The organism is Pseudomonas hydrolytica (assembly GCF_021495345.1).
Taxonomy (GTDB): domain Bacteria; phylum Pseudomonadota; class Gammaproteobacteria; order Pseudomonadales; family Pseudomonadaceae; genus Aquipseudomonas; species Aquipseudomonas hydrolytica.
In genome coordinates, this window is record NZ_CP099397.1 from 706,396 (window position 1) to 731,217 (window position 24,822).

The window sequence follows — 24,822 nt, forward strand, 5'->3', positions numbered from 1 at the left end:
CAAACGAAAAAGCCGCCCTCGGGCGGCTTTTTCGTTTGCGCGGCATCATTCGTCGCCGGCGGAGAAGTCGTAGTCCATCGACTGGCTCGGGCCCTGCAGGTAGTAGCCCTGGATGAAGTTGACCCCGGCCTGCCACAGTGTGGCCAGCACGCTGGCGCTTTCGACGAAGGGCACGATGGTCAGCTTGGCCTGCGCATGCAGACTGCTGAGCAATGTCTTCAGCGCTTCCTGATTGTCGGCGTTGCCCAGGTCCTGGGAGAAGGACCCGTCGATCTTGACGAAATCCACGTGCAGGTGCTTCAGCGTATTGAACGGGTTCAGCGCGCAGCCGAACTGGCTCAGCGCCACCTTGCAGTGCAGTTCGGCCAGACCCTGGGTCAGGGCCTTCGCCTGCTTGAGGTAGGCGATGGCGTCCGGTTCGCTGAACTGGAACACCAGCGCGTCGGAGGGCAGGCGGGCGGCCTTGAGCGCGACACTGAGCCACGGCAGCAGGGTCTGGTCCTGCAGGCTGGCGCTGGACAGGTGCACGAACAGTCGGGTGTTGTGGCCCTTGGTGCGATGGTCGGCGAGCAGCTTGATCGAATTGAGGATCACCCAGCGGTCGATCTTCTCGCCCAGGCCGGCTTCCTTGGCGGCGGCGAGGAATTCCATCGGCGGCACCTCTTCGCCCTGCGGGCTGAGCAGGCGCAGCAGCACCTCGTAATGCTCGTTGGCGTCGCCGCGCAGACTGATGATCGGCTGGAACAGCAGGCGGAAGCTGTTGTTCTCCAGCGCCTGCTGCACCATCGCCAGCAGGTTGCCGCGGCTGGCGGCGGCGGCCAGCTCGTCGGCCGGGTTGAACAGCTTGATGGCATTGCCATTGGTGAGTTCGTCGGCGCAACGGTGGGCGCGTTCGACGACTTCCTGGGCCTTGGCAGTCTTCTCGCTGAGGCCGGCGACGCCGACCGACAGGGTGGTCTGCGCGGTACGCCCGCTGACATCGAACAGATGGCCTTCGACTTTCTTCAGCAGTGCCGCCAGGCTGGCCTGACACTGTTCGGGCGTCTGCCCAGGCAGCAGTGCGGAGAACACGTCGTCACCGAAGCGGGCCAGCTGGGTGTCGGCCGGGAAATGCGCGCGCAGCAGGCCGGCCAGGTCGGTCAGCAGCAGGTCGATGCCGGCCAGGCCGATCTCGCCTTGCAGGCTGGCGTAGCGGTCGACGCGGATATAGGCGAGGGTCGAAGGCTGACCGGTGCTGACGGCGCGCTCGGCGGCGCCATCCATCAGCTCGAGGAAGTGGCTGCGGTTGAACAGGCCGGTGACCAGGTCCTGGCTGCTGATCTCGCGCAGTTTCTCTTCCAGCTCAGCGTTGGAAGTTTCCGCGCGGATCACCACCTGGATGCAAGGTTCGCCATCATAGGTGGCCGGGGAGAAGCTCATCTGCGCCGGGAAGCTGCTGCCGTCGGCGCGTACGCCCTGGCAGTTCAGTTCGGCATTGCCTTCGGCGCTCTGGTAGTTCTTCAGGAAGTCCTTGAAGGCACCCTGATCGGCACTGGCGATCAGGTCGATCATCGGCATGCCTTCCAGTTCTTCGCCATCCTCGTAGCCGAACAGCTCGAGATAGGCGCGGTTGGCGTAGATATGCATGCCGTCGTGGACGTAGGTGATGGCGTCGACCGAACTTTCCAGCAGCAGCTGGCAGCGTTTTTCCGCCTCGCGCAGCGCGACTTCGGCGGCGCGGCGGGCGCGGCGTTCCTCGAGGTTGGCCAGCTCGCGTTTGGCCACCAGCACCAGGCGTTCGTCTTCACCCTGGGGCAGGGCATCCTGGGCGCCGAACAGCAGCGCTTCGGTGATGCTCTCCGAGTCGTTGCCGTCCACCAGCTGCACCACCGGAATGTCCTTGGCCTGGCGGCGAATGGCGCTGATGGCTTCGCTGGGGTCGAGCTGTTCGCTGCTGGGCGCGCAGATCAGCAGATCCCAGGTCTGTTGCAGGGTTTCGGCCAGGTCTTCGCTGGAGGTCAGGCGATGCACGCGCGTGGCATGCCCGGCGTTGCGGAACAGACTGACCAGGCGCTCGGCTTCGTTCTGCGAATCCTCGAGAATCAGCAGGCGGATGGTTTTCTTTTCGATGGCCATAGGTGGGGGTCAATACCGCGCCGAACGGGCGCGAAAAGGCGACAAATGGTGAGTTGGCCGCAGCCTACAGCGACTTCCAGAGTGAGTCAAAATCTTCCTCCCCGGCAGGCTTCTCGCTTTGCGAGGCTGTGACCGGCTTCCCGGCAGCGCCCTCGTCATCGCCCACCCGACGATACTCGAACTGGCTGAAACTGCCGCTGCTGACCTGCTTGCGCATCAGCACCGCGCGGTGTTCCTCGCCCTGGTCGTTGATCAGCACCTTGCTGCCTTCCTGGAAGGGCAGGCGGGGAGTGATGAGGCTGGCGGGGCGCGAGATGGCGCTGATCTCCGGCAGCAGCAGGGCACGCAGGTACTGGCTGCTCTGTTCGGCCTTGCGCAGCAGCTGCAGGCCGCAGGGCTGTGCATGCGGTGCGATCAGTTCGATGCCCATCTGCGTGCCGCCACCGCGGACCTGGCGGATCCAGCGCACGATCGCCACGCTCCAGGCCTGGTTTGGGTTGTCCTGTACGCCCAGCAGTTCACCGGCCTGCAGCTGGCTGGGCACTTCCTTGGGCCAGGACAGGCAGTAGCCGCCGGGGCTGTGATTGACGATGGCCAGCGGATAGGTGGGGTAGCTCTCGCCATTGCTCTCGGGCTGCGCCTGCTCGCCGGGCGTCACCTTGGTGTACTGGATTTCCTCGAAATGGATCTCGTCGGCCGCGTTGCGTTGGGCGTCGAAGGCATTGGACCAGACATCGGGCTCGCCGGTAGCGGGTTTGAACACCGCTGCGCCGACCTCGACCGGACGCTTTAGCATCTCGGCGAAGGAGCGGCGTCCCGAGAGGAAGAAGTGCAGCGCCGTCATGCCAATGCATAGTGTCAGATTGCCCTGCCCCGGGGTGCGCTGGAAGGTGCGCTCGGCGATATCGCCCCAGGCAGCGGCCACGTGCTGCAGCAAGTCGAGACTAATGCCCTCCGGTATCAGCAGGCGCGATTTGCTGCGCTGGTCTTCCGGCAGTTCCAGGTACTCCTTGAGTGCATCGACCAGGGGCTGCGTATCGATGCCCAGCAGGTTGTGCAGCTCGCCGCTCTGATACAGCGAGCGATAGCGCGGCGGGCCGTCGACCTGGGGGGCGAGGACGAACAGGCTGCCGGGCTGGTCGCCCGGTTGCAGCTTGATCAGTGCGCTCCAGGGTTCCAGCGCTTCTGCCAGGCGGGCGATGCCGCTCTGGCGCATCTGGTTGGTGCGGGCGCAGCCGAGCAGCAGCGCCGTCACGTAGGTCTGCTCGGTGCTCAGGCCCTGGGTGTGGCGCGCCAGCGGGTCGCGGATGACCTGGCGCTGCAGGCGCTGCTCGAGAGCGATCTGGTACAGCTGGTGCAGCTCCAGCCAGAGTCCTTCGGGTACCGGGCAGTACAGCTGGCTGGCGCGAATCAGCGGGCTGCACAGGCTATGGCTGGCACGCTGCAGGGCGATGGCGAGCAACTGGTCGCGATCCTTGCCACTGCGGGTCATGGCGCGGGAGATAATCAGCTTGTAGCCGACGGCCAGATGGTTCTGCAGGGCCTGGCACAGGTTGGCGACCTTGCGCGGGCGTTCGTCGAGCACGATGGCCTGATTGAGGAAGTGCCGCTCCAGGTGCTGGCAGACGAAGTTCACTTCCGGGCGCAGCAGCTCCAGCAGTTGCAGGCGGTTTTCCGAAGGGGTGAGGAGTTGGTTGAGTTCCACCAGGCTCTGGTACAGCTGGCGCGCGGTTTCACCGATGTTCGCCTTGGGCAGACCGGCGATCCAGCGCTTGAGATCGCGGGGGCTGCCGTCGCAGAAGCTGAGGCTTTGCTTGCTCGGTGTGGGAACGCGCAACAACTGAAGGTGGGGACTCTGTTTATCCATCAAACTCGGATACTCCGGCCACGCAAAGCAAGCGGCTCTAGTAATAGTCTTTCGAACTCTAGCAGCATCTAGCTGCGCTGGCAGCCCGTCCTCGGGTAGGGCTGCCTCGCCAGAGTACGGCTCTATGACCAGATGGTCGATCTTCGGGTTCAGTTTCCCTGATCGTTCAGAGCTGCGCGTTGCCCAGCAGCTGGCCCATGCGCACCGTGCTGCCGGCGGTCAGTTCCTCGGCCCACTGCACCTGCTGCGGACCGAACAGCACGATGGCGGTGGAGCCCAGTTTGAAACGACCCAGCTCAGCGCCCTTGGCCAGCTCGATAGGTCCGCGCGACTCGGCGTCATAGCGTGTGCTCTTCAGCTCGCGCTTGGGCGGAGTGACCAGGCCGGCCCACACGGTCTCCACGCTGGCGACGATCATCGCGCCGACCAGCACCACGGCCATCGGGCCGCGATCGGTGTCGAACAGGCAGACCACCCGCTCGTTGCGGGCGAACAGTTCCGGTACGTTCTCTGCCGTGGTCTGGTTGACCGAGAACAGGCGCCCCGGCACGTAGACCATTTCCTTCAGCGTGCCGGCCAGCGGCATATGCACGCGGTGATAGTCCTTGGGCGACAGGTACACGGTGGCGAACTGGCCGCCCATGAAGGGCGCGGCGCGTTCGGCATCGCCGCCGAGCAGCTCGGTGGCGCTGAAGCTGTGGCCCTTGGCCTGGAACAGGCGACCGTGTTCGATGACGCCGAGTTGGCTGATCGCGCCGTCGGCCGGGCAGAGAATGGCGCCGGGGGTCTCGTCCAGAGGACGCGTACCCTCTTTCAGCGCGCGGGTGAAGAAGGCGTTGAAGTGTTCGTAAGCGCTCAGGTCCTCGACCTGGGCTTCGCTCATGTCGACCCGATACTGCTTGGCGAACCAGGCGATCAGACGATTCTTCAGCCAGCCGATACGGCACTCGGCGACGCAGCCGATCAGGCGCGACAGCAGGTGATGGGGAAGCAGGTACTGGCTGAGAATGAACAGACGTTGTTTCATCATGTGTCCTTGAGGGGTAAGGTCGTTGCCGGCATGCAGCGAATGGGCGATGCGGCTCAGCGTTCGATGGGGGTGTCGGGCAGGTTGCCCCACTCGGCCCAAGAGCCGGCGTAGGCCTTCACTCTGGGATAGCCCAGCGCCTTGGCCACCACGTAGGTGAAGCCGGAGCGGCGATGGGTCTGGCAGTGGGTGATCACTTCCTTGTCCGGGGTGATGCCCAGATCCTGCAGGACGTCGGCGATGTCCGTGCGGATGCGCAGGTGGCGCTGCGGGTCCATGCCGGCGGTCCATTCGAAGTTGACGGCGCCGGGGATGTGTCCGCCGCGCGCCGAGCTCAGCTTCTCGCCGCGGTACTCGTCGGCGCCGCGTACGTCCCAGATGGCCAGATCGCTGGCGCCCAGGCGCGACTGGAGATAGTCCCGCGTCGCGGTGGGCTGCTCATGCAGGGTCAGCGACGGCTGGCTGCGCTGCACAGGGGGCGTTTCCTGGCTCAGCTCGCGTCCTTCGCCGATCCAGGCATGCAAGCCGCCGTTGAGGAAGTGGTAGCGGGTGTGGCCGATCACGTCGAGCAGCCAGATGAATCGTCCGGCCCAGGGACCGCCCTCGTCGTCGTAGACCACGTAGGTGGCGTCCGGTCGATGGCCTATGTCGGAGAACAGCGCTTCGAGCTGGTCTCGTTGCGGCAGCAGGCCGGGCGCCGGTGGCTGGCCCAGCTGCGTGCGCTTGGCATCGACCCAGCGGGCGCCGGGAATGTGCCCGGCGGCATAGCGTGCGGCGCCGCTGAGATCGAGCAGGATCAGGTCGGCGGCGTCCAGGCGCTCGGCCAGTTCGGCGGGCTCGATGACCAGGGGCAGATTGTCGAAGGCGGACATGGCGGCCTCCTCGTATGAAAAGAGGTCGATTGTAGCGGAAAGCGCGCGTCGCGTTACCCGCCCGCGTCAGCGCGCGCGTCTGGAGAAGCTGGCCAGGGCGCGCTCGATGCACTGCACGGTCTTGGCGAAGGCCTGCAGGCTGAGCTCGTTGAGCGGCTGCCCGCCCTGGTCGGCGACCAGCAGCATCACCACTCGGCCGTTGTTGGCCAGCGAGCGCAGCAGCAGGTGTTCGCTGGGGAACAGGGCCTTGAGATTGCCCGGCAGCAACGCCGAGAACTGCGCGACATTGGCCGGGCTCAGGCGCAGCTGGCCGGGCTCGCTGAGCAGGCGGCGCAGGACCTGGCTATGCGCCGGGTCCAGGGTCAGGGTTGCTGCGTCGGGGCCGAGGCCGGCCTGCTGCTGGGCCTGCAGGCGACTGTGCTGGCGGTCGGCGAGCAGCAGCAGTACGCGCTTGAGGCCGCAGGCCTGCAGCGCATCGCGGGCGCAGGCGGTCAGTTGCGGCACGTTGGCGAAGCTGCTGGGGTCGGCAAGCAGGCGCGCGCAGTGCTCGCGCCAGGCGGCGAGATGGTCGCGCTTGGGGATGGCCGCTGGAGTCGGCGCGGGCTTCAGGCGGTGCGCGTCCCAGGGCCAGAGCAGAGCCTCGGCCGGGTGCCAGAGTGCGGCGTCGTGGATCAGGCGCGCACTGCTCACTGCATGCTGGTGCACCTCCTGTTGCAGTTCGCTCAGCGGCAACTGCAGATAGAGGCCGGTCAGGCGTTGCCAGCGCAGGCTGTGCGGCGTGTCCCAGGCGTGGTGGGCCGATACCGCCAGGCCGTTGGCCAGCAGCACGCAGTTGCTCGGCTGGGTCAGCCAGCGGCGCAGCGGGATATCGGCGTCGAGCAATTGTTGCTGATGCAGCGGGTGTTCGTTGTCGCGGGCGATATGCAGCGCCTTGACCAGCAGGCGTCGGTCGCGTTCCAGCAGGCGGTAGCCTTGAACGATCCATTCCGGCAGGCGCCAGCGCTCCGCCAGCTTGATGCACAGATGAATCAGCGGAACGCCGAGCAGTTCCTGCTCGACCCGTGCGGGACGCTCGCCCTTGAGCAGAATGCGCTGCTCCCAGGCCTCGAACAGCTGGGGATGGGCGCACAGCAAGGGCCAGAGCGGCGCCAGAAACAGCAGGCTGCAGCCGTGCAGCTCGTTCCACAGGCGCGCCAGCCGGGCGCCGAACAGGCCGCGGGCCTGCTGGCTGGCGTGCTGGCTGATCAGCAGGATCTGTCGCAACGCCAGGGGAATGTCGTTTTCCGGCAGGGCGGGTGCCTGATTGAGCAGCGCTTCGCAGCGACTCAGGCCGAGACGTGACAACGCGGTTTCCAGGCTGTCGGCGGGGGCGCTGAGGCTGCTGCCCGACTGGTTGGCTTCGCGCAACACCTGCAGGGCGAAGGAAGGGCTGAGCTCGATGGCTTCGGCTATCTCGCGCCAGGTGCGGCGGCTGTCGCTCAGGGTGCGACGCAAGCGCGCATGCTGCTCCTGCTCGATTGGCAGGGGCAGCTTGCCCAGCTGTTGCAACCAGGCGTCGAGGGTGCGTGGCAAGGGCTTTGGCGTCGACATGTGGGTTGAGCCGATCTGGCTTTTGACCTTAACTGGCTATAGTCTGGCGTATAAGTTCCGATAATTAGAAGGGCTGTTTTTAATAACCTTCTTTCTTGAGTTCATAAGTACTTCTTTATGGTCAAAATCATAGGCATCGTCGTCGTGTTTGCGTGCGTGTTCGGCGGCTTCGTTCTCTCCGGTGGTCAACTGATGGCACTGGTCCATCCCTTCGAGGTTTTGATCATCGGCGGGGCGGCCCTGGGGGGCTTCCTCCAGGCCAACCCGGGCAGCATGTTCATGACGGTGTTCAAGAAGTCGCTGAGCATGTTCGGCACCCGCTTCACCCATACCTACTATCTGGAAGTGCTCAAGCTGCTCTACGAGATCCTCAACAAGAGCCGCCGCGAGGGCATGATGGCCATCGAGGCGGACGTCGAGGACCCCAACGCCAGCCCGATCTTCAGCAAGTACCCCGGCGTGCTCAAGGATGCGCGGATGACGGCGTTCATCTGCGATTACCTGCGCATCATGTCCTCCGGCAACATGGCCCCCCACGAGCTGGAAGGCCTGTTCGACATGGAGCTGGCCAGCCTCAAGGAGGAGGTGGAGCATCCGGCCCATGCGGTGGCCAAGATCGCCGACGGCCTGCCGGCCATGGGTATCGTCGCGGCCGTGCTGGGTATCGTGATCACCATGTCGATCCTCGCCGAGGCGGACAACGCGCAGATCGGCGAAAAGGTCGCCACGGCGCTGGTCGGTACCTTCCTCGGCATCCTTGCTTCCTATGGCTTCTTCGGCCCGCTGTCGAATGCGCTGGAGCATGACGCCAAGGAAGAGCTGAACCTTTACGAGGCGATCAAGGCGACGCTGGTGGCCTCGGCGTCCGGCATGCCGCCGAGCCTGGCCGTGGAGTTCGGGCGCAAGGTGCTGTTCCCTGCGCACCGGCCGAGCTTCAGCGAGCTCGAGCAGGCCATGCGTGGCAACTGAGCCGAGACGCTGAGCCATGGAAAACAACCAACCCATCATCGTCAAGCGGGTCAAGAAGAACGCTGGCGGGCATCATGGTGGCGCCTGGAAGATCGCCTTCGCCGACTTCGCCACCGCCATGATGGCGTTCTTTCTGGTCATGTGGCTGATGTCGTCGGCCACGCCGGAGCAGAAGAAGGCCATTTCCGGTTACTTCCAGGACCCCATCGGCTTTACCGAGAGCGCCAGCCCGCACGCCATCGATCTGGGCGGCTCGCCCACGCCGGCGCCCGACCGCACCCTCAACCCGGAAATCCAGGACCTGACCGATAGCCAGGACGTGGACATCGACGCCGACCAGGTCGAAAGCCTGGCCGACAAGCTCGAGCGCGAGCGTCTGGAGCTGGTGCTGCAGGAGCTGCAGAACAAGGTCGAGGAAAACCCCGAGCTGCAGCGTTTCAAGGATCAGATCCTGTTCGAGATCACCCAGGACGGCCTGCGCATCCAGATCGTGGATGCCGAGAACCGTCCGATGTTCGCCCTCGGCAGCGCCAACCTGCAGCCCTACTTCGAAGACATCCTGCTGGCCATGGCCGACACCATTCGCGCGGTGCCGAACAAGATCAGCATCAGTGGCCATACCGATGCCAAGCCCTTCGTCGGGCGTGGCGATTTCGGCAACTGGGAATTGTCAGCCAACCGTGCCAATGCGGCGCGGCGTGCGCTGATCGCCGGCGGTTATGCCGATGAGCAGGTGGCGCGGGTGGTGGGCTACGCCTCCTCGGCGCTGTTCGATCGCAACGATCCCTTCAACCCGGTCAATCGGCGCATCGATATCGTGGTGCTGACCAAGAAGGCGCAGCGTGCCATCGAGGGTGAGCAAGGTGGCGAAGAGCCGCCCGCTCCGGCCGACGGCGCCGCACCGGGCGGCGCGGCGAACGAACCGCTGCCGGCCGGCCAGGTGCGCGAGCGGCTGAACATCTTCGAGGAAGGCGCCCTGCAGTTCGATCAGCTGGGCAATCAGTAATCGTCTTCGGGCAGGCTGGCAAGGATGTGGCGGTAGCTGGCCATGCGCTGCGCCTGAATGCGCCCGTCCTCCAGGGCCTGTAGCAGCGCGCAACCGGGCTCGCGGTCGTGCTTGCAGTCGCGGAAACGGCAGCGCCCGAGCAGGTCGTGGAACTCGATGAAACCAGCCTCCACATCGTCGCGGCTGACGTGGCCCAGGCCGAATTCGCGGATGCCGGGGGAATCGATCAGTTGGCCGCCGCCGGGAAAGTGGAATAGCCGCGCCGTGGTGGTGGTATGGGTGCCCTTGCCGGTCAGCTCCGACAGCGCGCCGACGCGGGTGTCGACGCCCGGCAGCAGGCCGTTGACCAGTGACGATTTGCCGACCCCGGACTGGCCGACGAAGACGCTGACGTGGCCGTCCAGGCGCTTCTTCAGCTGCTCCATGCCATCGCCCTGATGCGCCGAAACTTCCAGCAGGGGATAGCCCAGCTGGCGATAGACCTTGAGCAGGGCCTCCAGCGCCACCTGATTCTGCTCGTCGATCAGGTCGGCCTTGTTCAGCAGCAGCAGCGGACGGATGCCGGCATGTTCAGCGGCCACCAGGTAACGGTCGATCAGGTTGGCGTGCGGTTCGGGCAGGGGCGCGAAGACGATGACGATCTGATCGACGTTGGCTGCCACCGGCTTGAGCTGGCCGCGCATGTCCGGACGACACAGCTCGCTGCTTCTCGGCAGCTGTGCGACGATCACGCCATCGCCCTGGTTGCCGGGGCGCCAGACCACCTGGTCGCCGGTGACCAGCGCCGGCAGGTTGGCGCGCAGGTGGCAGCGGAATACCCGCCCGGCCAGTTCACCCTGCAGCCCCTCGATTTCCACCTGCACGCCGAAATGCGCGATCACCAGTCCGGTCTGTTCCGGGCCGAGGTCGCCGCCTTCCAGTGCTTCCACAGCGCGTGATTCGCGCTTGGCGGCGCGGGCAGCGCGTTCGCCCTGGATTTTTTCGATACGCCAGTTCTGGCGGCGATTGAGTTGGCGTTTGGCCATGGAGCTTCCGGGTGGTGGAGAGTCGATCGCGGCGAGTTTAGCATGAGCGCCTGGCGGCGATTCGGTCGCCGTCACGGGGAGCCGGGTAGCGATGGGGCAAGGGGGAGCGGTGACGCGTCTGCCGCTGGTGCGGGCGATGCTGGCGCAAGGGCTGGCGATCATCCTGGTGGTGGGGTTGGTGTACCTGCTGGCGTTGTTGGGCCGGCCGCTGCCGTTGATGGCGGTGAGCCTGGTGCAAGGCGTGGCGGCGGCGGCCATCGGCTGGCGCCTGGGGCTGTCGCGCTGGTGGCTGTGGATCAACCTGGCGTTCCTTCCCGCCTTGCTGCTGGTGCAGCGTGCCGAACTGCCGGCCTGGCTGTTCCTCCTGGGGTTCGTGCTGTTGCTGCTGGTCAACTGGAACAGCCTGCGCGAGCAGGTGCCGCTCTACCTCAGCGGGCGCCGAGCCCGGCAGCAACTGCAACAATGGTTGGCCGAGCGCGAGCAGCCGCCGAGCTTCGTCGATCTGGGGTGTGGTACGGCCGGGACGCTGTTGTACCTGGCGCGGCAGTTTCCCCGCGGGCGCTTCGTCGGGGTGGAAACCGCACCCCTGCTGTTCGCCCTCGCCTGGCTGCGCTGCCTGCTGCAGGACAACTGCAGCATCCGCTACCAGTGCCTGTGGCGCACTGATCTGGCGGAGTTCGACGGCGTTTACTGTTTTCTTTCGCCGGTGCCCATGCCGCGGCTGTGGGCCAAGGCCAGGACCGAGATGCGTGCCGGATGCTGGTTGATCAGCAACAGCTTCGAAATTCCCGGCGTGCCGGCCGACCAGGTGCTGGAGCTGAACGAGGGGCGGCAGACCCGCTTGCTGCTGTGGCAGATGAAGGGCAGGGATATCGGCTAGCAGGTAGTTTCTCGGCAGCCTGTTAAACTGGGCGTCTGAGCCAAGGAGCCCCCATCATGCAGAACCCCAACAACCTGATCTGGATCGACCTGGAGATGACCGGCCTGGAGCCGGAGCGGGACGTGATCATCGAAATGGCCACCATCGTCACCGACAGCGAGCTGAACGTGCTTGCCGAGGGGCCGGTGATCGCCATCCACCAGAGCGACGAGACCCTGGCCGGCATGGACGAGTGGAACACCCGCACCCATGGTCAGAGCGGGCTGACCCAGCGCGTGCGTGAGAGTCGCATCGACACGGCGACGGCCGAGGCGCAGACCATCGCCTTTCTCGAGCAGTGGGTACCGAAGGGCAAGTCGCCGATCTGTGGCAACAGCATCGGTCAGGATCGCCGCTTCCTCTACAAGTACATGCCGGCGCTGGAGGCCTACTTCCACTACCGCTACCTGGACGTCTCGACGCTGAAGATTCTCGCCGGCATGTGGGCGCCGCAGGTCAAGGACAGCTTCCAGAAGACCGCGACCCATCAGGCGCTGGACGATATCCGTGAGTCGATTGCCGAGCTCAAGCACTATCGTCAGCATTTCCTGAAGGTGTAGGCCCTGCCTGCTATCCACCAGACCGCGTAGAACCATCGTTCCGTAGGGTGCGCCGTGCGCACCGCGTGGCCGGCCAGTGGTGGCTCACGGTGCGCGCGGCGCACCCTAGGTGCTTCCGCACTGCTGGTGTCGCCCAAGCGCCCACTCGACATGCTCGCGCACCAGCTCGGACGGATGCTCGCGCCGCGCCTTCAATGCCTCCAGCACCGCAATGGTCGAAGGTGCATTGCCCAGACCCACCGCCAGGTTGCGCAGCCAGCGCTCGTAACCGGCGCGGCGTAGCGGCGAGCCTTCGGTGCGGCTGAGAAATTCCTCTTCCGTCCACAAGAACAGCGCCGCCAGCTCGGTATTGTCCAGGCCATGGCGTGGCTGGAAGTCGCCCTGCTCGGTGGGCCGGGCGAAGCGGTTCCACGGGCAGACGATCTGGCAGTCGTCGCAGCCGAATACCCGGTTGCCGATGGGCGCGCGCAGTTCTTCGGGTATCGATCCCTTCAGCTCGATGGTCAGGTAGGAGATGCAGCGCCGCGCATCCAGTACATAGGGGGCGACGAAGGCGGCGGTGGGGCAGATGTCCATGCAGGCGGTGCAGCGCCCGCAGTGTTCGCTGCCGTGCGCGGCATCCACCGGCAGCGGCAGGTCGACGAACAGCTCGCCGAGAAAGAAATAGCTGCCGGCCTTGCGGTTGAGCACCAGGGTGTTCTTGCCGATCCAGCCCAGGCCGGCCTTTTCAGCAATGGCCTTTTCCAGCACCGGGGCACTGTCGACGAAGGCACGGTAGCCGAACGGACCGATCTGCTGCTGCACGCGTTCGGCCAACTGCTGCAGGCGCTTGCGGATCAGCTTGTGATAGTCGCGGCCCAGCGCATAGCGCGACACATAGGCCTTCTCCGGCTCGGCCAGACGTTTGGCCATCTGCGTGTCGCCGGGCAGGTAATCCATGCGCAGCGACACCACGCGCAGGGTGCCGGGCACCAGCTCGTCAGGGTGCGAACGTTTGCTGCCGTGGGCGGCCATGTAGTCCATCTCGCCCTGATAGCCGGCAGCCAGCCAGCGCTGCAGGTGCGCTTCATGCTCACCCAGCGTCACGTCGGCGATGCCGACCTGCTGGAAGCCCAGCTCACGGCCCCAGTCCTTGATCGACTGGGCGAGGGCATTGAGGTCGAGGCGGTGGTCGGACATGAGGCGGGCGCGAGCGATGGAGGTGCGTATAATTCTGCCAGACATCTGCCGCGAGCGAGCCATGCATCCACTTTCCGCCTCCTTGCCCCTGAGCCTGCACAGCGCCGAGCAGGTGCGTGCGCTGGATGCCGCGCTGATCGCTGCCGGCACCCCCGGCTACGAACTGATGCAGCGCGCCGCCCATGCCGCCTGGCGCGTGCTGCGCAGGCGCTGGCCGGATGCTGGCGAGATCACCGTGCTGGCCGGGCGCGGCAACAATGCCGGCGACGGCTATCTGATCGCGGCGCTGGCTCAACGCGCCGGCTGGCGGGTGCGGGTACTGGCGGTGGGCGAGCCGGCGGCGCTGAGTGGCGATGCGGCGCAGGCCTGTGCCGAGGCGCGCAGCGCCGGAGTCGACGTGCGACCCTGGAGCGAATGTGCGCCGCTGGCCGGCGTGCTGGTCGATGCGCTGCTCGGCACCGGACTGGCCGGCCCCGTGCGCGAGCCTTATGCCCAGGCCATCCGCATGATCAATCAGAGCGGTCTGCCGGTGCTGGCGGTGGATATCCCGTCCGGCCTGCAGGCCTACCATGGGGCGCGCCTTGGCGTGGCGGTGCAGGCCGACGTGACGGTGACCTTCATCGCGCTCAAGCTCGGCCTGTTCACCGGTCTCGGCCCTGAGTTGTGCGGCGAGCTGCAGTTCGACGATCTACAGGGCGACCCTCGGCTTCTGGCGCAGGCCCCAGCCCTGGCGCAGCGCCTGGACCTGGCCAACCTGCCGCGTCTGGCGCCGCGCTCGCCGCTGGCGCACAAGGGCCAGTTCGGCCACCTGCTGGTGGTCGGTGGCGATCTGGGTATGGGTGGCGCGGCGCTGCTCAGTGCCGAAAGCGCGTTACGCGCCGGTGCCGGTCTGGTGTCGCTGGCGACCCGGCCCGAGCATGTGCAGGCGGCGCTGGTGCGGCGCCCGGAAGTGATGTGTTCGGCGCTGGCGTCGGCCAATCAGCTGCTCGGCCTGGCCGAGCGCGCCACGGTCTGCGTGGTCGGGCCGGGGTTGGGCCAGAATGCCTGGGGCCGCAGCCTGCTTTCGGTGGCCGCGGGTCTGCCGGTGCCTCAGGTGTGGGATGCCGATGCGCTCAACCTGCTGGCGGCCGGTCAGGTCGGTGCGCCGCGGCAGGGCGTGCTGACCCCGCATCCGGGCGAGGCCGCCCGTTTGCTGGGCGTGGCGAGTGCCGAGGTGCAGGCGGACCGGCCCGCCGCCGCGCGGGCGCTGGCCCAGCGCTTTGGTCTGGTGGTGGTGCTTAAGGGGGCGGGCAGTCTGATCGCCGCTCCGGACGGAAGCCTGGCGCTCTGTGATCGCGGCCATCCGGCCATGGCCGGTGCCGGATTGGGGGATGTATTGGCGGGCCTGATCGGCGCCTTGCTGGCGCAGGGCATGACGGCCTTCGATGCCGCTTGCCTGGCGGTGTGGCTGCACGCGCATGCGGGCGAAAATCTCGGCAGGCAGGGGCGTGGGCTGGCTGCTGGCGATCTGCCTGACACCATTCGTCAGTTACTGGAGGAGTTCTGTCCTTGTCTGAGTTGAGACTCGAGGCTGCCGACGAGGCGGCGATGCTTGCCCTGGGCGCGCGTATCGCGCATGCCAGCGGTGGCGTGGGAGTGATCTATCTGCATGGCGACCTGGGGGCGGGCAAGACCACCCTCTCGCGCGGCATGCTGCGCGGCCTGGGCCATGCCGGGGCGGTGAAGAGCCCGACCTTCACCCTGGTCGAACCCTACGAAATCGGTGCGCTGCGCGCCTTTCATTTCGACCTCTATCGCCTGGTCGATCCGGAGGAACTGGAGTTTCTCGGCATCCGCGACTACTTCGAGGGGGATGCACTCTGCCTGATCGAGTGGCCGGAGCGCGGCGCGGGCGTTTTGCCAAAGCCCGACCTGGACATTACCATTAGCCCCCAAGCGGGCGGCCGTTCGCTGTTGCTGCAGGGGCACGGGGCTCGCGGGGATGCCTGGTGCGAGGTCCTGAGCAGCAAGGCATAGATAAGAATCGATGGGGTTGGGTATGCGCATAGGCGCGCTGGTTACCGCTGTGGGAGTGTTGTGGGCGGCCCTGGCTGCCGAGGTGCTGGCTGCCTCCGACGTGCGGGGCGTGCGCCTCTGGCGCGCGCCCGACAACACCCGCCTGGTCTTCGACCTGTCCGGCCCGGTGCAGCACAGCGTGTTCACGCTCGCGGCGCCCGATCGCATCGTCATCGACGTCAGCGGCGCCAAGCTGGCGACCAATCTCGAACAGTTGTCGCTGGCCAACACGCCGATCACCGGCGTACGCAGCGCGCAGCGCAGTGCCGACGATCTGCGCGTGGTCATCGACCTGTCGGCGCCGGTCACGCCCAAGAGTTTCTCCCTGGCGCCCAACCAGCAGTACGGTCATCGCCTGGTGGTGGATCTGTTCGATCAGGGCAGTACTCCGCCCGCGGCCCAGACGCCCAGCGTCGCCGCCAGCGCGCCGCCCGTGCCGGTGACGCCGACCCAGCCACCGCCCAAGCTGACCCCCGTGCCCAACGGCAAGCGTGACATCATCATCGCCATCGACGCCGGTCATGGGGGGGAGGATCCGGGGGCGCTGTCTCCGGTCAAGGGGCAATACGAAAAGCACGTGACCCTGGCCATTTCCCGCGAACTGCAGCGGCAGATCAACGCCGAGAAGGGCTTCCGTGCCGAACTGGTGCGCACCGGCGACTACTTCATTCCGCTGCGCAAACGCACCGAGATCGCCCGCAAGAAGGGCGCCGATCTGTTCGTGTCCATTCACGCCGACGCCGCGCCGCGGGCTTCCGCCTTCGGTGCCTCGGTGTATGCGCTGTCCGAGCGCGGCGCCACCTCCGAGACCGCGCGCTGGCTGGCCGACGCCGAGAACCAGTCCGACCTGATCGGCGGTGCCGGCAACGTCAGCCTGGACGACAAGGACAAGATGCTCGCCGGCGTGTTGCTGGACCTGTCGATGACCGCCTCGCTGTCCTCGAGCCTGAACGTCGGGCAGAAGGTGCTGAGCAACATGGGACGCATCACGCCGCTGCACAAGCGCCGCGTCGAGCAGGCCGGCTTCATGGTGCTGAAATCGCCGGACATCCCGTCGATCCTGGTGGAAACCGGCTTCATCTCCAACCCCAACGAGGCCAAGAAGCTGCATACCGCGAGTCATCAGCAGGCGCTGGCGCGTTCGATCACCTCCGGGGTCAAGCAGTTCTTCCACGAAAATCCGCCGCCTGGCACCTATGTCGCCTGGCTGCGCGACGAGGGCAAGATCGCCGCCGGTCCGCGCGAGCACGTGGTAGCGCGTGGCGAGAGCCTGGCGCTGATCGCCCAGCGCTATCAGATCAGCCTGGCGGTCCTGCGCAGCGCCAACAACCTCAATGGCGACGTGATCAAGGTCGGCCAGACATTGCAGATTCCCGCCACCGCGCTGGCGGCCCAGTAGTGAGCGTTATGTCCCGTATTCATCTGCTCAGCCCGCGTCTGGCCAACCAGATCGCCGCGGGCGAGGTGGTCGAGCGTCCGGCTTCGGTAGCCAAGGAACTGCTGGAAAACAGCCTGGACTCCGGTGCGCGGCGCATCGACGTGGAAGTCGAGCAGGGTGGCGTCAAGCTGCTCAAGGTGCGTGACGACGGCGGTGGTATCGCCGCCGACGACCTGCCGCTGGCCCTGGCGCGCCACGCCACCAGCAAGATTCGTGAGCTGGAAGACCTCGAGGCGGTGCTCAGCATGGGCTTTCGCGGCGAGGCGCTGGCCTCGATCAGCTCGGTGTCGCGCCTGACCCTGACCTCGCGCACCGCCGATGCCGATCAGGCCTGGCAGGTGGAAACCGAAGGGCGCGACATGCAGCCTCGGGTGCAGCCTGCGGCGCATCCGGTCGGCACCTCGGTGGAAGTACGTGACCTGTTCTTCAATACTCCGGCGCGGCGCAAGTTCCTGCGCGCCGAGAAGACCGAATTCGATCACCTGCAGGAAGTGATCAAGCGCCTGGCGCTGGCGCGTTTCGACGTGGCCTTCCACCTGCGCCACAACGGCAAGACGGTGTTCGCCCTGCACGAGGCCGGCGACGAAATCAGTCGCGCGCGCCGCGTCGCCGCCGTGTGCGGCCCGGCCTTCCTCGAACAGGCGCTGCCCATCGAGATCGAGCGCGGCGGCCTGCGTTTGTGGGGCTGGGTGGGCCTGCCGACCTTCTCGCGCAGCCAGGCCGATCTGCAGTACTTCTACGTCAACGGCCGCATGGTGCGCGACAAACTGGTCGCCCACGCGGTGCGCCAGGCCTATCGCGACGTGCTGTTCAACGGCCGCCATCCGACCTTCGTGCTGTTCCTGGAGATCGACCCGAGCACGGTGGACGTCAACGTGCACCCCACCAAGCACGAGGTGCGTTTCCGCGACAGCCGCATGGTCCATGACTTCCTCTACGGCACCCTGCATCGTGCCTTGGCCGATGTGCGCCCGGAGGATCAGGTCGCGGCGCCGGCGGCGGTCATGCCCATGGTGCGAGCCACGGGGCTGGCGGCGGGCGAATTCGGCCCGCAGGGGGAAATGGGCCTGGCCGCCAGCGTGCTGGAAACGCCCGTGGCCAACCCGCAGCCGGCCTGGCGTGGCGCCGGGGCTGGTTATCAGCAGCCGGCCGGCAGTCCCGGGGTTCCGGTCGCCGAAGCGCAGGCGGCCTATCGCGAATACTTCGCGCCGCTGCCAGGGGCGCAGCCCGCACCGCTGCCACAGGAGCAGGGCGACATTCCGCCGCTCGGTTATGCGGTGGCGCAGCTCAAGGGCGTCTATATCCTCGCCGAGAATGCCCAGGGCATGGTGGTGGTGGACATGCACGCGGCGCACGAGCGCATCACCTACGAACGCCTGAAGCAGGCCATGGCCAGCGAAGGCCTGCGCGGTCAGCCGCTGCTGGTGCCCGAGTCCATCGCCCTCAGTCAGCGCGAGGCCGACTGCGCCGAAGAGCACGGGGAATGGTTCCAGCGCCTGGGCTTCGAATTGCAGCGCCTGGGTGAGGAAACCGTGGCGATTCGCCAGATTCCGGCCCTGCTCAAGCAGGCCGAGGCCACCCAGTTGGTGCGCGACGTGCTGGCCGATCTGCTCGAATACGGCACCAGCGACCGCATTCAGGCCCATCTCAACGAGCTGCTGGCGACCATGGCCTGCCACGGCGCGGTGCGCGCCAACCGGCGTCTGACCCTCCCCGAGATGAATGCGCTGCTGCGTGACATGGAGCAGACCGAGCGCAGCGGCCAGTGCAACCACGGTCGTCCGACCTGGACCCAGCTGGGCATGGACGATCTCGACAAGCTGTTCCTGCGAGGTCGCTGATGGCTGCCGCGCTGCCTCCGGCCATCTTCCTGATGGGGCCGACCGCTGCCGGCAAGACCGATCTGGCCCTGGCGCTGGCCCGCGTGCTGCCGTGCGACCTGATCAGCGTGGATTCCGCACTGGTCTATCGCGGCATGGATATCGGCACCGCCAAGCCGGACAAGGCCGTTCTGGCGGAGTTTCCCCACGCCCTGATCGACATTCGCGACCCGGCCGAGAGTTACTCGGCGGCGGAGTTTCGCGCCGATGCCCTGGCCGCCATGGCCGAAAGCGCCGCGCGCGGGCGCATTCCGCTGCTGGTGGGCGGCACCATGTTGTATTACAAGGCGTTGCTGGAAGGCCTGGCGGACATGCCCAGTGCCGACCCCGTCGTGCGCGCCGAGCTCGAGGCGCGCGCCGCCGTCGAAGGCTGGGAGGCGCTGCACCGGGAACTGGCCGAGGTCGATCCGCAGTCCGCGGCGCGCATCCATCCCAATGACCCGCAGCGTCTGACCCGCGCGCTGGAGGTCTATCGCGTCAGCGGAATGAGCATGAGCGAGCACCGCCTGCGTCAGGCCGCGGGAAATCCCGAAGGGGGCACATCGGCCAGCGGGCAATTACCCTATACTGTTGCTCAGCTTGCTATCGCGCCGGCGCAGCGCCAGATTCTGCATGAGCGCATCGCACAACGATTTCAGGCGATGTTGGAACAGGGTTTCGTCGAAGAGGTCGAAGCCCTGCGCAGTCGAAGTGACTTGCACGCGGGATTGCCGTCTATACGGGCGGTAGGCTATCGCCAGGTCTGGGAGTACTTGGACGGCAAGCTGTCACGGGAGGAAATGGTCGAGCGCGGCATCATTGCCACTCGGCAGTTGGCCAAACGTCAGTTCACCTGGTTGCGGGGATGGGGCGATCTGCAGTGGCTGGACAGTCTGGCCTGCGACAATCTGCCTCGCACCTTGAAATACCTGGAAAGCGTCTCCATATTGAAATGAGACCTTGCCGCTGGCCGTCTATCCTTGGGGGTGGGGCGGCCTGATGCCATTGTTTACTTACTAAAAATTATTGAAATTGATCCTTGAAAGGAGTGCGGCACATGTCAAAAGGGCATTCGCTACAAGACCCTTACCTGAATACCCTGCGTAAGGAACGCGTCCCTGTTTCCATCTATCTGGTCAACGGCATCAAGCTGCAGGGCCAGATCGAGTCCTTCGACCAGTTCGTCATCCTGCTGAAGAACACTGTCAGCCAGATGGTCTACAAACACGCCATTTCCACCGTCGTGCCCAGCCGTCCGGTGCGCCTGCCGAGCGCTGGCGACTCCGAGCAGGCCGATGCCGAGCCGGGTAACGCCTGATAGGGGGCTGCATTGTTCTTCGAGCGTCATGAGGGCGGTGAGCGGGCCATCCTGGTTCATCTGGAAGGCCAAGACTCCGAGGCGAGCGAAGACCCCCAGGAGTTCCAGGAGCTGGCCATGTCGGCGGGCGCCGACATGGTCGCCTTCTTCAGCGTGCCCAGCAGCCGTCTGACCGCCAAGTACCTCATCGGTAGCGGCAAGGTCGAGGAGCTGCGCGACCAGGTCAGGGCCATCGAGGCCGAACTGGTCATCTTCAATCACACCCTGACACCGAGCCAGGAGCGCAACCTCGAGCGTGCGTTCGAATGCCGCGTGCTCGATCGTACCGGGTTGATCCTCGACATCTTCGCCCAGCGCGCGCGTACCCATGAAGGCAAGCTGCAGGTCGAACTGGCGCAGCTCGATCACATGAGCACGCGCCTGGTGCGGGGCTGGACCCACCTCGAGCGGCAGAAGGGCGGTATCGGTCTGCGCGGGCCGGGTGAAACCCAGCTGGAGACCGACCGTCGCCTGCTGCGCGTGCGCATTCGCCAGATCAAGCAGAAGCTCGAGAAGGTGCGCAGCCAGCGTGAGCAGGCTAGGCGCGGGCGCAAGCGTGCCGACATCCCTTCGGTGTCGCTGGTGGGTTACACCAACGCCGGCAAGTCCACGCTGTTCAATGCCCTGACCGCTTCCGAGGTCTATGCGGCCGACCAGCTGTTCGCCACGCTCGACCCGACCCTGCGCCGGCTCGAGCTGGATGACCTGGGGCCGATCGTGCTGGCCGATACCGTGGGTTTCATTCGCCATCTGCCGCACAAACTGGTCGAGGCCTTCCGCGCTACGCTGGAAGAATCGAGCAATTCCGATCTGCTGCTGCACGTGATCGACGCCCATGAGCCCGAGCGCATGGCGCAGATCGAGCAGGTGCAGGCGGTGCTCAAGGAAATCGGCGCGCATGAATTGCCGATGCTCGAGGTGTACAACAAGCTGGATTTGTTGGAAGGTGTCGAGCCGCAGATTCAGCGCGATGCCGATGGCAAGCCGCAGCGAGTCTGGTTGTCGGCCCGAGAGGGGCGTGGTCTGGAGTTGTTGCGTCAGGCCGTGGCGGAGCTGTTGGGCGAAGATCTGTTCGTCGGTGTGCTGCAGCTGCCACAGCGTCTGGGACGGCTGCGTGCGCAGTTCTTCGAGCTGGGGGCGGTGCAGAGCGAGGGGCACGACGAGCAGGGGCAGAGTTTGCTGTCGGTACGTCTGCCGCGGATCGAGCTCAATCGCCTGGTGAGTCGCGAAGGTCTGGAGCCTCAGGCCTTCATCGAGCAACATACTTTGCAATAAAGCCTGGGGCGGCGGCTTTGCCGTTACCAAGGGGCTTTCGGTAGCATTGGCCGGCGCGCCGTGGGCGCGCCTTCGCTTTATCAGTACGGAGAACGCTATGGCTTGGAATGAGCCGGGTGGCAACTCGAACAATCAAGACCCTTGGGGCGGCCGCAAAGGCGGTGGCCGGCAGGGGCCGCCGGATCTCGACGAAGCGTTCCGCAAGCTGCAAGAAAGCCTCAATGGCTTGTTCGGTGGTGGCAAGAAACGTGGTGACGACGACTCCGGTCGCAGTGGCGGCGGTGGTGGCTTCGGCCTGCTGTTCGTCGGTCTCGGCCTGCTGGCCGTGGTCTGGCTGTACAGCGCCATCTATGTGGTGGACGAGCAGGAGCAGGCCGTGGTGCTGCGCTTCGGCAAGTACCACGAAACCGTCGGTCCGGGCCTGAACATCTATTTCCCGCCGATCGATCGCAAGTTCCAGGAAAACGTCACTCGCGAGCGCGCATACAGCAAGCAGGGCGCGATGCTGACCGAGGACGAGAACATCATCGAAGTGCCGCTGACCGTGCAGTACCGCGTCAGCAACCTGCAGGACTTCGTGCTCAACGTCGACCAGCCGGAAGTCAGCCTGCAGCACGCCACCGACAGCGCCGTGCGCCACGTGGTGGGCTCCACCGAGATGGACCAGGTGCTGACCGAGGGTCGTGAGCTGATGGCCAGCGAGGTGCGCGAGCGCCTGCAGCGTTTCCTCGACAACTACCGCACCGGTATCACCATCACCCAGGTGAACATCCAGAGCGCTGCGGCGCCGCGTGAAGTGCAGGAAGCCTTCGATGACGTGATCCGTGCCCGTGAAGACGAGCAGCGCGAGAAGAACCAGGCCGAGTCCTACGCCAATGGCGTGATTCCGGAAGCGCGCGGTCAGGCCCAGCGTCTGCTGGAGGAAGCCAACGGTTATCGTGACGAAGTCATCGCCCGCGCCCAGGGTGAGGCCGACCGCTTCACCAAGCTGGTGGCCGAGTACCGCAAGGCGCCCGAGATCACTCGCGAGCGTCTGTACATCGACACCATGCAGGAAGTGATGAGCAACACCAGCAAGGTTCTGGTGACCGGCGACAAGGGGCAGAACAACCTGCTCTATCTGCCGCTGGACAAGATGATCGACAGCCGCGGCGGCTCTTCCGCCGGCAGTGCTTCGAGCAGCAGTGGCAGCATGAGCCGCGATCCTGCCGTACCGCTGAGCAGCGATATGTCCCAGCGTAACCTGCGTACCCGGGAGAGCCGTTGATGAGCAACAAGTCCCTGATCGGCCTGATCGTGGCCGTGGTTCTGGCCCTGGTGGCGTGGAACAGTTTCTACATCGTGGCGCAGACCGAGCGCGCGGTCATGCTGCAGTTCGGTCGTGTGGTCAATCCCGATGTGCCGCCTGGTCTGCATGTGAAGATTCCTTACGTCAACCAGGTGCGCATCTTCGATGGTCGCCTGCTGACGCTGGATTCGACCTCCTCGCGCTTCCTGACCCTGGAGAAGAAGGCGCTGATGGTCGACGCCTACGCCAAGTGGCGGGTGAAGGATGCCGAGCGTTTCTATCAGTCCACCTCCGGCATGAAGCAGGTCGCCGACGAGCGCCTGGCGCGTCGTCTGGAAGCCTCGCTGCGTGACCAGTTCGGTAAGCGCACCCTGCACGAGTCGGTGTCCGGCGAGCGTGATGCGCTGATGGCCGACGTGACCGCGACCCTCAATCGCGCCGCCGAGCGTGAACTGGGTATCGAGGTGGTCGACGTGCGGGTCAAGGCCATCGACCTGCCGCGTGAAGTGAACCGCAGCGTGTTCGAGCGCATGAGCACCGAGCGTGAGCGTGAGGCGCGCGAGCACCGCGCCAAGGGGCGTGAGCTGGCCGAAGGTATCCGCGCCGATGCCGACCGTCAGCGCCGCGTACTGCTGGCCGAAGCCTACCGTGAAGCCGAAGAGCTGCGCGGTGACGGTGATGCCCAGGCTGCCGCCATTTACGCCCGTGCCTTCGGCCAGGATCAGGAGTTCTACTCCTTCTACCGCAGCCTGCAGGCCTACCGCGAAAGCTTCGCGGACAAGCGCGACGTGCTGGTGCTGGACCCGGGCAGCGATTTCTTCCGCTACCTGGAGAAATCCAAGCCTTAAAACCGCTGCAAGCCGCGAGCTGCAAGCCACAAGTTCAAGCCTGGCGCTCACTTGTCGCTTGAAGCTTGTGGCTTGAGCCTTTTAGCGTGGTATCATGCGGCAGCCGGGAAAATCCCGGCTTTTTTGCGTCTGTGGGAATCATGTGGCAGGAACTCGGCATCGCACTGTGTCTGGTACTGGTGCTGGAAGGCATCCTGCCCTTCCTCTATCCGCGCCACTGGCGCGGAGCGGTCTTGCTGGCAGCTCGCCTGCCCGACCGCCGACTGCGCCTGATGGGGCTGGCCAGCATGCTGCTGGGTACTGCCCTTCTATATCTGCTTCACTGAAGGCTTGTGCCGCCCGGATCAAGAGGGGAATGGCGAAATGGCAACGGTAGACCGCTGGCTGCTGCCAGATGGCATCGAAGAAGTACTGCCGCCGGAGGCGGCGCGCATCGAGGCAGCCCGCCGTCAGGTGCTGGACCTGTTTCAACGCTGGGGGTACGAGTTCGTCGTCACCCCGCATATCGAATACCTGGAATCCCTGCTGACCGGTGCCGGTCAGGATCTCGACCTGCGTACGTTCAAGGTCACCGATCCGCTGTCCGGTCGGCAGATGGGCTTTCGCGCCGACATCACGCCGCAGGTGGCGCGCATCGACGCCCACACCCTGCGCCGCGAAGGGCCGAACCGCCTGTGCTACGCCGGCAGCGTGCTGCATGCCCAGCCGCGTGCACTGACCACTTCGCGCAGCCCGATCCAGCTCGGCGCCGAGCTATACGGCGACGCCAGCCCGGCCAGTGACATCGAGGTGATCAGCCTGCTGGTCGAGACCCTGGAGCTGGCCGCGGTACCGGACGTGCACATGGACCTCGGTCATGTCGGCATCTACCGTGGCCTGGCGCGGGCCGCCGGGCTGTCCGGCGAGGTCGAACAGCAGCTGTTCGATGCGCTGCAGCGCAAGGCCATGGACGAGATCGAGGCGCTGACTGCGGCGTTGCCGGCCGGGCTGGGCAACATGCTGCGCTCGCTGGCCGAGCTGTGCGGCGGTCGTGAAGTGCTGGATCTGGCTCAGGCCGCGCTGGTCGAGGCGCCGGATGCGGTGCACGCCGCGCTCGATGAGCTGGTGGCCATCGCCGATGCGCTGGAGCTGCGTTACCCCGAGCTGCCGCTGTATTTCGACCTGGGCGAGCTGCGCGGCTACAACTATCACACCGGTGTGGTATTCGCCGCGTTCGTCCCGGGCGAGGGCGGTGCCATCGCTCAGGGCGGTCGTTACGACGATACCGGCGCGGTATTCGGCCGGGCGCGCCCGGCAACCGGTTTCTCCACCGACCTGAAGACCCTGGTGACGCTGGGCGACATGCGCCTGGACGAGGCGGTCCGCGGCGTGTGGGCGCCGGACAATCATGATCTCTATCTGTGGCAGGCCGTGCGTCGCCTGCGCAGTGAGGGTGAGCGCGTGGTACAGGCGCTGCCCGGACAGAGCGAGGCGGATGCGCGCGAAGCAGGCTGTGACCGTCTGCTGGCCCTGCGCGATGGACGTTGGCAGGTGGCGCCCCTGGCGTCCTGAATTCATTTTCGCCGGCCCGCGG

22 protein-coding genes are annotated in these 24,822 nt (G+C 65.9%); 15 read left to right on the plus strand and 7 right to left on the minus strand.

Annotated features, from left to right (window positions below):
- Nucleotides 1–45: 45 nt before the first annotated feature.
- From L1F06_RS03245 to L1F06_RS03265, 5 genes are all read right to left on the minus strand, one after another.
- Nucleotides 46–2,115, minus strand: a complete 2,070-nt coding sequence (locus tag L1F06_RS03245) for an EAL domain-containing response regulator (RefSeq protein WP_011920827.1) — start codon at nt 2,113–2,115, stop codon at nt 46–48.
- Nucleotides 2,116–2,179: 64 nt separating this feature from the next.
- On the minus strand, nt 2,180–3,982 hold the full coding sequence (locus L1F06_RS03250) for a cyclic-di-GMP receptor FimW-related protein (protein ID WP_129481840.1): 1,803 nt from the start codon (nt 3,980–3,982) through the stop codon (nt 2,180–2,182).
- Between the two features lie 166 nt (nt 3,983–4,148).
- Nucleotides 4,149–5,009, minus strand: coding sequence for an archaetidylserine decarboxylase (gene asd, locus L1F06_RS03255; RefSeq protein ID WP_129481839.1), 861 nt, complete (start codon nt 5,007–5,009; stop codon nt 4,149–4,151).
- 56 nt (nt 5,010–5,065) lie between these two features.
- Nucleotides 5,066–5,881, minus strand: coding sequence for a rhodanese-like domain-containing protein (locus L1F06_RS03260; protein ID WP_129481838.1), 816 nt, complete (start codon nt 5,879–5,881; stop codon nt 5,066–5,068).
- Nucleotides 5,882–5,947: 66 nt separating this feature from the next.
- Nucleotides 5,948–7,471, minus strand: coding sequence for an HDOD domain-containing protein (locus tag L1F06_RS03265; protein WP_129481837.1), 1,524 nt, complete (start codon nt 7,469–7,471; stop codon nt 5,948–5,950).
- 117 nt (nt 7,472–7,588) lie between these two features.
- Between L1F06_RS03265 and motA the strand changes: the two genes are divergently transcribed.
- Both motA and motB read left to right on the plus strand, forming a co-directional pair.
- Nucleotides 7,589–8,440: a flagellar motor stator protein MotA gene (gene motA, locus L1F06_RS03270; protein WP_003246530.1), complete on the plus strand. Its 852-nt coding sequence runs from the start codon at nt 7,589–7,591 to the stop codon at nt 8,438–8,440.
- 16 nt (nt 8,441–8,456) lie between these two features.
- Nucleotides 8,457–9,446, plus strand: coding sequence for a flagellar motor protein MotB (gene motB, locus L1F06_RS03275; RefSeq protein WP_129481836.1), 990 nt, complete (start codon nt 8,457–8,459; stop codon nt 9,444–9,446).
- Here the strand turns inward: motB and rsgA are convergent.
- Nucleotides 9,440–10,471: a small ribosomal subunit biogenesis GTPase RsgA gene (gene rsgA / locus L1F06_RS03280; protein WP_129481835.1), complete on the minus strand. Its 1,032-nt coding sequence runs from the start codon at nt 10,469–10,471 to the stop codon at nt 9,440–9,442. The two genes, motB and rsgA, sit on opposite strands and share 7 nt — an antisense overlap.
- A gap of 136 nt (nt 10,472–10,607) precedes the next feature.
- Here rsgA and L1F06_RS03285 point away from each other — a divergent pair, with 136 nt between their 5' ends.
- Nucleotides 10,608–11,351, plus strand: a complete 744-nt coding sequence (locus L1F06_RS03285) for a class I SAM-dependent methyltransferase (protein WP_177491055.1) — start codon at nt 10,608–10,610, stop codon at nt 11,349–11,351.
- A 56-nt stretch (nt 11,352–11,407) separates the two neighbouring features.
- Nucleotides 11,408–11,950, plus strand: a complete 543-nt coding sequence (gene orn, locus L1F06_RS03290; protein WP_003246522.1) for an oligoribonuclease — start codon at nt 11,408–11,410, stop codon at nt 11,948–11,950.
- A gap of 105 nt (nt 11,951–12,055) precedes the next feature.
- On the opposite strand, the gene queG is transcribed toward orn, so the two are convergent.
- Nucleotides 12,056–13,129 (minus strand): tRNA epoxyqueuosine(34) reductase QueG, encoded by a 1,074-nt coding sequence (gene queG / locus L1F06_RS03295; RefSeq protein ID WP_011920834.1) that lies wholly within the window; start codon nt 13,127–13,129, stop codon nt 12,056–12,058.
- A 61-nt stretch (nt 13,130–13,190) separates the two neighbouring features.
- On the opposite strand from queG, the gene L1F06_RS03300 reads away from it, so the two are divergent.
- The 11 genes from L1F06_RS03300 (at nt 13,191) to L1F06_RS03350 (ending at nt 24,800) form a co-directional block, all read left to right on the plus strand.
- On the plus strand, nt 13,191–14,690 hold the full coding sequence (locus L1F06_RS03300; RefSeq protein ID WP_129481833.1) for an NAD(P)H-hydrate dehydratase: 1,500 nt from the start codon (nt 13,191–13,193) through the stop codon (nt 14,688–14,690).
- A gap of 26 nt (nt 14,691–14,716) precedes the next feature.
- Nucleotides 14,717–15,145 carry a tRNA (adenosine(37)-N6)-threonylcarbamoyltransferase complex ATPase subunit type 1 TsaE gene (gene tsaE, locus L1F06_RS03305; protein ID WP_435301313.1) on the plus strand — a complete coding sequence of 143 codons (429 nt, stop codon included), beginning with the start codon at nt 14,717–14,719 and terminating at the stop codon, nt 15,143–15,145.
- 10 nt (nt 15,146–15,155) lie between these two features.
- Entirely contained in the window at nt 15,156–16,583 is a 1,428-nt protein-coding gene (locus L1F06_RS03310; protein WP_198134335.1) for an N-acetylmuramoyl-L-alanine amidase, read from the plus strand.
- A gap of 8 nt (nt 16,584–16,591) precedes the next feature.
- A complete protein-coding gene (mutL, locus tag L1F06_RS03315; RefSeq protein WP_011920838.1) occupies nt 16,592–18,463 on the plus strand; it encodes a DNA mismatch repair endonuclease MutL in 1,872 nt (623 codons plus the stop codon).
- A complete protein-coding gene (gene miaA, locus L1F06_RS03320; protein ID WP_011920839.1) occupies nt 18,463–19,437 on the plus strand; it encodes a tRNA (adenosine(37)-N6)-dimethylallyltransferase MiaA in 975 nt (324 codons plus the stop codon). The genes mutL and miaA overlap by 1 nt, the downstream gene beginning before the upstream one ends.
- A 101-nt stretch (nt 19,438–19,538) precedes the next feature.
- Nucleotides 19,539–19,799, plus strand: coding sequence for an RNA chaperone Hfq (hfq, locus tag L1F06_RS03325; protein ID WP_003246510.1), 261 nt, complete (start codon nt 19,539–19,541; stop codon nt 19,797–19,799).
- 12 nt (nt 19,800–19,811) lie between these two features.
- Complete coding sequence (gene hflX / locus L1F06_RS03330) at nt 19,812–21,113, plus strand: ribosome rescue GTPase HflX (RefSeq protein ID WP_003246509.1); 1,302 nt, start codon at nt 19,812–19,814, stop codon at nt 21,111–21,113.
- 97 nt (nt 21,114–21,210) lie between these two features.
- Entirely contained in the window at nt 21,211–22,380 is a 1,170-nt protein-coding gene (gene hflK / locus L1F06_RS03335) for an FtsH protease activity modulator HflK (protein WP_011920840.1), read from the plus strand.
- The gene (gene hflC, locus L1F06_RS03340; RefSeq protein WP_003246507.1) at nt 22,380–23,249 is read left to right on the plus strand and encodes a protease modulator HflC; all 870 of its coding nucleotides are present in this window, start codon (nt 22,380–22,382) and stop codon (nt 23,247–23,249) included. The genes hflK and hflC overlap by 1 nt, the downstream gene beginning before the upstream one ends.
- A 140-nt stretch (nt 23,250–23,389) precedes the next feature.
- A complete protein-coding gene (locus tag L1F06_RS03345; RefSeq protein WP_011920841.1) occupies nt 23,390–23,575 on the plus strand; it encodes a DUF2065 domain-containing protein in 186 nt (61 codons plus the stop codon).
- A 37-nt stretch (nt 23,576–23,612) separates the two neighbouring features.
- A complete protein-coding gene (locus L1F06_RS03350) occupies nt 23,613–24,800 on the plus strand; it encodes an ATP phosphoribosyltransferase regulatory subunit (protein WP_003246505.1) in 1,188 nt (395 codons plus the stop codon).
- Nucleotides 24,801–24,822: the final 22 nt, after the last annotated feature.